Consider the following 7,558-nt stretch of genomic DNA (forward strand, 5'->3'; position numbering starts at 1 on the left):
GCTGAGCGGCCTCGGGGCATCGATCCTCTCCGCCGCCACCGCCACGATCTGCTGGGCCAGGGCTGCGTTGGCGTGCAGGTTCTCGATCACCAGATCCACGGTCACCGAGGCGTGATCCCCGTGCCAGCAGTCGTAGTCGGTGACCATGGCCAGGGTGGCATAGGCCATCTCGGCTTCCCGGGCCAGGCGGGCCTCGCTGTGGTTGGTCATGCCGATCACCGAGCAGCCCCAGCTGCGGTAGAGGTTCGATTCGGCACGGGTGGAGAAGGCCGGCCCTTCCATGCAGAGATAGGTGCCGCGGCGGTGCAGCTGGCGGCCCGCCGGCATCAGGCTTTCAGCCACATCGGCCAGCAGCCGGCTGAGGCTCGGGCAGAACGGATCAGCGATGCCCACATGGGCCACGGCGCCGCCGCCGAAGAAGCTCACGGGCCTGGAGTGGGTGCGGTCGATGAACTGATCCGGCACCACCATGTCGAGGGGCCGCAGGGGATCCTGCAGAGATCCCACGGCGGAGCAGGAGAGGATCCAGCGCACGCCCAGCGAGCGCAGGGCCCAGAGGTTGGCCCGGTAGGGCACCTCTGTGGGCAGGTGGTTGTGGTGGCGTCCGTGGCGCGCGAGGAACACCACCTCCAGCCCCCCGATCCTCCCCAGGCGCAGGTCGTCCGATGGTGGCCCGAAGGGCGTGTCCACCGTGAGTTCACGGATGTCCTCAAGCCCTTCGATGGCATAGAGCCCGCTGCCACCGAGGACCCCCAGGCGTGCGCGGCTCAGGTCGAGGCCCTGGCTCGAAGCAGCGACGTTGGGGCTCATGGGCTTGACCGACTGAAGGGGAAAGCCCCGTGCAGGACTGGGGACCGTTCTACCCGAGACTCGATACAGTCCGCTTTTGCTCTGAGCCCCATGACCAAAGCTTTGATGGAGACCGATGCAGGCACGGTGGAACTCGAATTGTTCGACACCGATGCCCCCGGCAGTGTCGCGAACTTCGTCAAGCTGGCCGAATCGGGCTTCTATGACGGCCTGGCGTTTCACCGCGTCATCGATGGCTTCATGGCGCAGGGCGGTTGCCCCAACACCCGCGCCGGCGCCAGTGGCATGCCCGGCACCGGCGGCCCCGGCTACAAGATTCCTTGTGAGATCAACAGCCGCAAGCACCAGGCGGGCACCCTCTCGATGGCCCATTCGGGCAAGGACACCGGCGGCAGCCTGTTCTTCCTCTGCCATGACACCCAGCCCCAGCTGGATGGGGTCCACACCGTGTTTGGTCAGGCCAGCAATGTGGATGTGGTGCTGGCGATCCGCAAGGGCACCCGCATCAACAAAGTGACGATCCTGCCCTGAGGTTGCATGCTCCGGCTGGGTGCTCAGCCCCAGCGCACGAAGGCACCGGGAGTGGTCACCAGCTGGGGGCTCACCTGAGTGAGCTCCTGCAATGGCCGGCGCTCGGGCTCAAGGGTGGAGCTGGGGTGGGCGCTGCGCTGGGCATCGGGACTCAGCAGCAGGCTCACGGCCCTGGTGCCGGCCCAGCCGGCCATCAAGGTCAGGGCTGAGAGCAGATCAGCCTCGGCCAGGCGCTGGTCCCCTCCGGCCTGCTGGGCGAGCAACAGCGCAAGCTGAGGTTGCCCCAGCAGGGCCAGCAGGCGGGGATGCTCCTCCCGCAGCAGCTCCAGCCCCCTCTGGCTGGCCCACTGCCGCAGCTGGGGCCAGTGCTCGGCTTCCGCCTGCTCCGGCGCCATGGTCGTGGCGCTCCAGGAGATCACCGCTGTGGGCCCGCCCGCCCCGGTGTGCTCCCGGGCCGGGCCGGAGTGCATCAGATGGCCGAGTTTGGTCTGTTTGGTGAGCAGGTAGGCGGCGTTGTGCTGGCCCGGATCCATCACCAGCGGCACCCGGTCTTCCACCCGCAGCCCGTAGCCGCCGAGGCCGGCGATCTTGCGTGGGTTGTTGGTGATCAGGCGCAGGTGATGAACCCCCAGATCGCTGAGAATCTGGGCACCGACGCCATAGTTGCGCAGGTCGGCGGGAAAGCCGAGGCGCTCATTGGCCTCGACGGTGTCAAGGCCGCCATCCTGAAGGCTGTAGGCCTTGAGCTTGTTGATCAGGCCAATGCCCCGACCCTCCTGGCGCAGATACACCACCACCCCCTCGCCGGCGGCTTCGATCATGCGCAGGGCCGCCTCCAGCTGGGGCCGGCAATCGCAGCGCAGGGAGCCGAAAGCGTCGCCGGTGAGGCATTCCGAGTGCACTCGCACCAGCACCGGTCCGCTGGCCAGCTCGGGGTGCCCTTTGACGATCGCCACATGCTCGCTGTCGTCGAGCTCGTTGCGGTATCCGATCGCCCGGAACTGACCGAAGGCACTCGGCATTTCGGCTTCGGCCTGGCGGCGCACGAAGCGTTCCGTTTCCAGCCGGTAGCTGATCAGGTCGGCGATATTGATCAGGCGCAGGCCATGGCGCCGGGCGTAGCTCGCCAGTTGGGGCAGCCTGGCCATCGAGCCATCAGGGTTCTGGATCTCGCAGATCACCCCTGCGGGGTAGAGGCCGGAGAGACGGGCGAGATCGACGGCCGCCTCGGTGTGACCCGCCCGCTTGAGCACGCCGCCCTGGCGGGCCCGCAGGGGAAAGATGTGGCCCGGCCGGCGCAGGTCCGCCGGGCGGCTGGCCGGATGGATCGCCACCTGGATCGTGCGGGCGCGGTCGTCGGCGCTGATGCCCGTGCTCACGCCGTTTTCGGGCCCGGCATCGACGCTGACGGTGAAGGCGGTCTGGTTACTGTCCGTGTTGCGGTCGACCATCAGCGGCAGCTCGAGGGCGTCGAGGCGCTCCCCTTCCATCGCCAGGCAGATCAGGCCACGGGCTTCGGTGGCCATGAAGTTGATCTGCTCGGGAGTGGCGAACTGGGCCGCGCAGATCAGATCACCTTCGTTTTCGCGATTTTCATCATCGACGACGACGATCATTTCGCCGTTACGGATGCCGGCGAGGGCATCGCCGATCGAATCGAAACGGATCGGGTCGTGGCCCGGATCAGCGAGTGGGGGGGCGTCAGAGACGCCGGCGAGGGGAGCGGAACGCTCGGAGCGAACAGTCAGAACAGCTGAACCGGGTATCAGGCATTCTCTATCACTTGCTGGCTCAACGTGAGCGGGGGCCCGGTACGATCAGCGCCCCAGATCCTCCGGCATGGTCAGCCCCACAGCAGCCCGGCGCGTCGCGGTGATCGGCGCCAGCGGCTATGGCGGCCTTCAGACCCTGCGCCTGCTCCATCACCACCCCGAATTCGTGGTCAGTTATCTGGGGGGTGAGCGCAGTGCCGGCCACGCCTGGAGCGAGCTGGTTCCCTTCCTGCCCCTGGAGGGCAACCCGGTGGTGCGGGCCCCCGACCCCGAGGCAATCGCCGCTGAGGCCAACTTCGCGGTGCTCAGCCTTCCCAGTGGGCTGGCCTCCCAGCTGGTGCCCGCCCTGCTGGAGAGGGGGGTGAAGGTGGTGGATCTCTCCGCCGACTACCGCTATCGCTCCCTGGCCCAGTGGAAGGAGGTGTACTCCAGCGAGGCCGAACGGTTTGAGCGTCACGATGACGTTCTCTGCGCCGAGGCGGTCTATGGCCTGGTGGAGTGGGAGGAGAAGCGTGTCAGCGCGGCGCGGCTGGTGGCGGCCCCTGGTTGTTTCCCCACCGCCAGCCTCTTGCCGCTGCTGCCCTTCCTCAAGCAGGGTCTGATCGATCGCAGCGGCATCATCATCGATGCCAAGACCGGCACCTCCGGCGGTGGCCGAGCCGCCAAGGAGACTCTGCTCCTGGCGGAAGCGGGCGAGGCCGTGGCTCCCTACGGCGTGGTGGGGCACCGCCACACCAGCGAGATCGAGCAGACCGCCAGCCAGGTGGCGGGGCAGCCGATCCAGCTGCAGTTCACTCCGCACCTGATGCCGATGGTGCGGGGTCTGCTGGCCACGGTCTACGGGCGGCTGCGGGATCCGGGCCTGACCGCCGAAGACTGCACCACCGTGCTTCAGGCCGCCTATCGCCACAGCCCCTGCGTGGAGGTGCTGCCAGTGGGCACCTACCCCTCCACCAAATGGACCCGCCAGACCAACCGGGCCCTGCTCTCGGTTCAGGTCGACAGTCGCACGGGCCAGCTGATCCTGATGAGCGCCGTCGACAACCTGGTCAAGGGCCAGGCGGGACAGGGGGTGCAGTGCCTCAATCTGATGGCCGGCCTGCCGGCGTCGATGGGTTTGCCGCTGCTCCCGTTCTATCCCTGAGCCGAGCGGCGGCGAGGGCCACGGCCAGGGGCAGCAGGCGGTGTTCCTGCTGGTGAATCCGGGCTGCCAGAGTGTCGCGGTCGTCGCCGGGGAGCACCGGAACGGTGGCCTGGGCCAGGATCGGGCCTCCGTCGAGGTCCTCGGTCACGAGGTGAGCGGTGCAGCCGCTGAGGGTGACTCCTGCAGCGAGGGCCTGGCCCACGGCATCGAGGCCCCGGAAGCTGGGCAGCAACGATGGATGGATGTTGATCAGGCGCGAGGGGAAGGCGCCGATCAGGAGCGGGGTGACGATCCGCATCCAGCCGGCCATCACCACCAGATCCACACCGGTGGCCGCGAAGGTTTCGATCAGGGCGCCATCCAGCTCCTCACGGCTTCGGTGTCGGCGGTGATCCACCAAGGCACAGGGGATCCCCAGCCGACGGGCCCGCTCCTGGGCGCCGCAGCCGGGATTGTTCACCACCAGCTGGAGCACCCGGCCCCGCAGGGGCCCTTCACGGCAGGCCGCCACCAGCGCTTCAAAGTTGGAGCCCTCCCCGGAGGCCATCACCCCAAGCCGCAGCTCGTTGGCTTGCGGGGGCCAGGGCTGTGCCAACGGCCACTGGACACAACCGGGCGGATCGCTAGGGTCTGGCGAAGCGGGCATTGGCGTCTTGTCCCATCTCTCCATCCTGCCAACGGTGATCCGCGATCTGGATCTGCTGGCAGCCTCCCTGGCCGACCTCGGTTGTGACCCGATCCGTGCCGGTGTGCTCGAAGGCTTTGCCGGGGAGCCCACCCCGGTTGATCTCAAGGTTCGCTTCGCCGGGGAGCAGTGGATCGGTTGGTGCCGCCAGACCGACGGCAGTTTCGCCCTTCTCGGCGATCTGCAGCGACTGAGCCGTTCCCGTCCCCTGCAGACTTTCCTGGGCCGCCTCACCCGGCGCTATGCCGCCCGGCTCGCCTTGCAGGACGCTGCCCTTGAGCTGCCGATGGCCTCGATCGAACTGGTGTCCTGAAGGCCGGGTGGTTGAACTTTCTCTGGACCTGAGCGAGCCCCACCGCCATCTGGTCCATGTCAGCCTCCGCTTCACGCCGGCCACCAAGGTGCTGCGCCTGCGTCTGCCCGCCTGGACACCGGGCTCCTACCTGATCCGCGATTACGTCCGTCACCTGGAAGCCCTGGAGATTCGCCAGGGAACAGAACGCCTGCTGCCGAGCCGTAGTGATCCCGCCGGCTGGCGGCTTGAGCTGCCATCACTGCAGCCGCTGGAGATCCACTACGACGTGTTGGCCTCCGACCTGACCGTGCGCACCTGCCACCTCGATGGCGACCACGGCTTTCTGGCCCTTGCGGCCCTGGCGCTGCAGGTCGAGGGAGAACGCTGGACCCCCCACCGCCTGAGCCTGCGCTTGCCGGCGGGCTGGCAGGCCTTCGTGCCCTTGCCGCTTCAGGCCGATGGGACCTGGCTGTTGGCCGACTTCGATCAGCTGGTGGACACCCCGGTGGAAACGGGGCCCCACCGTGAGCACCGGTTCAGCGTGGCCGGAGTGCCCCATCGCTGGGTCTGCTGGGAGGCCACCGCGCCGGACAGCCTGCTCAAGGCCCACCCCACGCTGCTGCAGGACGTGGCGGCGGTGTGTGAGGCCTGTTGCCGGTTGATGGGCGAGTCCGCACCTGCCGCTCCCGAGTACCTGTTCGTGCTGCATCTGCTCGATCAGGGCTACGGAGGTCTGGAACACGACACCTCCACAGTGCTGCAGTTCGGCCGCCAGACCCTGCTCAAGCCCGAGGGCTATCGCCAGCTGCTGCAGCTGGTGGCCCACGAGTATCTCCACCAGTGGAATGTGCGCCGGCTCAGGCCCGCTGCCCTCTGCCCGATCGACTACGACAGGCCCGTGATCGTGCCCGGTCTGTGGTTCGCCGAAGGGGTCACCAGCTATTTCGACCAGCTCCTGCCGCACTTGGCTGGTTTATCGAGCGAAGATGATGTCGTGCACGATTTAGGTACCGATCTCAGCCGTTACCTGCTCATCCCAGGTCGTCTTGGTGGGCAGAGCCTGCGCCAGAGCTCCGAGGAGGCCTGGGTGAAGCTCTACCGGCGTGAGGCCAACAGCGACGACAATCAGATCAGTTACTACCTCAAGGGAGCCATCCTCTCACTGGTCCTCGATCTGGAGTTGCGCCGCTCGGGATCGTGTCTGGCCCAGGTGCTGCGGGATCTCTGGGCCCGTCTGGGCCGCTGGGGCCGGGGCTACCGGGAGCACGACCTGCTGGAGGCCTTCAGCGCCCGCTCGCCTGGTCTGGCCGATCGCCTGCCCGCCTGGTTGGATGGCTTTGAGGATCCCGATCTGCCCGCCTACCTCCAGGAAGTGGGTCTGATGCTGGAGCCCCAGCGGGCCTCGGCGGCCAATCTCGGTCTGAAGTCTTCGCTGCAGGGAGGAGCCCTGGAGGTGGTTCGAGTGGTGCGCGGTGGGCCCGCCCAGGAGGCCGGCCTGGTGCTGGGCGATGAGCTGATTGCCCTGGATGGTCTTCGCCTGCGCAAGCCAGAAGATCTGGCTCCGCTGCTGCAGGAACAGCAGTGCCAGGCGATCACCATCAGCAGGCGTGGGCGTCTGCGCACCCTGGCCATCACCGCAGCGGCGCCGGCGATCGAGAGTTGGCGGCTGCTGGTGGATCCTGCTGCCGGACCCGAGGCGGAGCAGCGCCGCCGCCAGTGGCTGGGAGTGGTGCCATGTTGAACACCCTTCTGCAGCGTCTGCGCGGTAAGCCCCTGGCCATGGGTCTTCTGGGCGGAGCGGTGATCCTGGGCCTTGGCTGCCTGGGCTGGCTGGGCCGTGATCTCACCGCCAGCTCCGAGGCCGCCAGCCGCCCTTCGCTGCTGCAACTGCTCGAGCAGGTCACCCAGCCGCAACCCTCACGAGATTCTCCGCCCCGGCGGCCCTCGCCCCTGCCGCCACCACGGCCGGCCTGGGTCAGCCCCCTGGCCCGTCAGTGTGTCGACCTCGACCCGCGGCTGCGCCAGCGGCTGGAGGGGGAGCTCGCGGCGTTGCCCGAGCGTCGACGGCGCCTGCCGATCGACCCCAGCAATTACGGGGTGCGCTTCGAGCGCGATGCCTTCGGCCATCCGACCGATCCCACTCCCCAGGTGGTGGTCCTGCATGAAACTGTGTATGGGATCGGCTCAGCCCTGCGCACCTTCCAGACCCCCCATCCCAGGGATGACGATCAGGTGAGCTATCACACCCTGATCGACCTTGATGGTCAGGTGATCGACGTGCTCGATCCCGGCCAACGGGCTTTCGGGGCCGGCAATTCCGC

At 67.9% G+C, this 7,558-nt stretch carries 8 protein-coding genes; 5 read left to right on the forward strand and 3 right to left on the reverse strand.

Annotated elements, in window-relative coordinates; translation table 11 throughout:
* A partial coding sequence (gene mtnP, locus KBY78_RS14195) for an S-methyl-5'-thioadenosine phosphorylase (RefSeq protein ID WP_255144140.1) occupies positions 1-810 on the reverse strand: 810 nt, incomplete at its 3' end.
* A gap of 90 nt (positions 811-900) precedes the next feature.
* Between mtnP and KBY78_RS14200 the strand changes: the two genes are divergently transcribed.
* Positions 901-1,341 carry a peptidylprolyl isomerase gene (locus tag KBY78_RS14200; protein WP_255144141.1) on the forward strand — a complete coding sequence of 147 codons (441 nt, stop codon included), beginning with the start codon at positions 901-903 and terminating at the stop codon, positions 1,339-1,341.
* Between the two features lie 23 nt (positions 1,342-1,364).
* Here KBY78_RS14200 and ribBA read toward each other — a convergent pair whose 3' ends face one another.
* A complete protein-coding gene (gene ribBA, locus KBY78_RS14205) occupies positions 1,365-2,957 on the reverse strand; it encodes a bifunctional 3,4-dihydroxy-2-butanone-4-phosphate synthase/GTP cyclohydrolase II (RefSeq protein ID WP_006171498.1) in 1,593 nt (530 codons plus the stop codon).
* Positions 2,958-3,180: 223 nt separating this feature from the next.
* Here ribBA and argC point away from each other — a divergent pair, with 223 nt between their 5' ends.
* Positions 3,181-4,257 carry an N-acetyl-gamma-glutamyl-phosphate reductase gene (argC, locus tag KBY78_RS14210; RefSeq protein ID WP_255144142.1) on the forward strand — a complete coding sequence of 359 codons (1,077 nt, stop codon included), beginning with the start codon at positions 3,181-3,183 and terminating at the stop codon, positions 4,255-4,257.
* Here argC and purN read toward each other — a convergent pair.
* Positions 4,196-4,903 (reverse strand): phosphoribosylglycinamide formyltransferase, encoded by a 708-nt coding sequence (gene purN / locus KBY78_RS14215; RefSeq protein ID WP_071934226.1) that lies wholly within the window; start codon positions 4,901-4,903, stop codon positions 4,196-4,198. The two genes, argC and purN, sit on opposite strands and share 62 nt — an antisense overlap.
* 34 nt (positions 4,904-4,937) lie before the next feature.
* Here purN and KBY78_RS14220 point away from each other — a divergent pair, with 34 nt between their 5' ends.
* The 3 genes from KBY78_RS14220 to KBY78_RS14230 all read left to right on the forward strand — a co-directional run.
* A complete protein-coding gene (locus KBY78_RS14220) occupies positions 4,938-5,255 on the forward strand; it encodes a DUF1257 domain-containing protein (protein WP_255144144.1) in 318 nt (105 codons plus the stop codon).
* A gap of 7 nt (positions 5,256-5,262) precedes the next feature.
* Entirely contained in the window at positions 5,263-6,978 is a 1,716-nt protein-coding gene (locus KBY78_RS14225; RefSeq protein WP_255144145.1) for a M61 family metallopeptidase, read from the forward strand.
* The coding region (locus KBY78_RS14230) for a peptidoglycan recognition family protein (protein ID WP_255144146.1) at positions 6,972-7,558 on the forward strand (587 nt) is incomplete at its 3' end. The genes KBY78_RS14225 and KBY78_RS14230, both read left to right, overlap by 7 nt.

It is taken from the genome of Synechococcus sp. EJ6-Ellesmere, from assembly GCF_024345875.1.
GTDB lineage: Bacteria > Cyanobacteriota > Cyanobacteriia > PCC-6307 > Cyanobiaceae > Regnicoccus_A > Regnicoccus_A antarcticus.

Coding starts and splice junctions, on each gene's coding strand:
- KBY78_RS14200 (WP_255144141.1), top strand. CDS start 901: ATGACCAAAGCTTTGATGGAGACCGATGCAGGCACGGTGGAACTCGAA.
- ribBA (WP_006171498.1), bottom strand. CDS start 2,957: ATGATCGTCGTCGTCGATGATGAAAATCGCGAAAACGAAGGTGATCTG.
- argC (WP_255144142.1), top strand. CDS start 3,181: ATGGTCAGCCCCACAGCAGCCCGGCGCGTCGCGGTGATCGGCGCCAGC.
- purN (WP_071934226.1), bottom strand. CDS start 4,903: ATGCCCGCTTCGCCAGACCCTAGCGATCCGCCCGGTTGTGTCCAGTGG.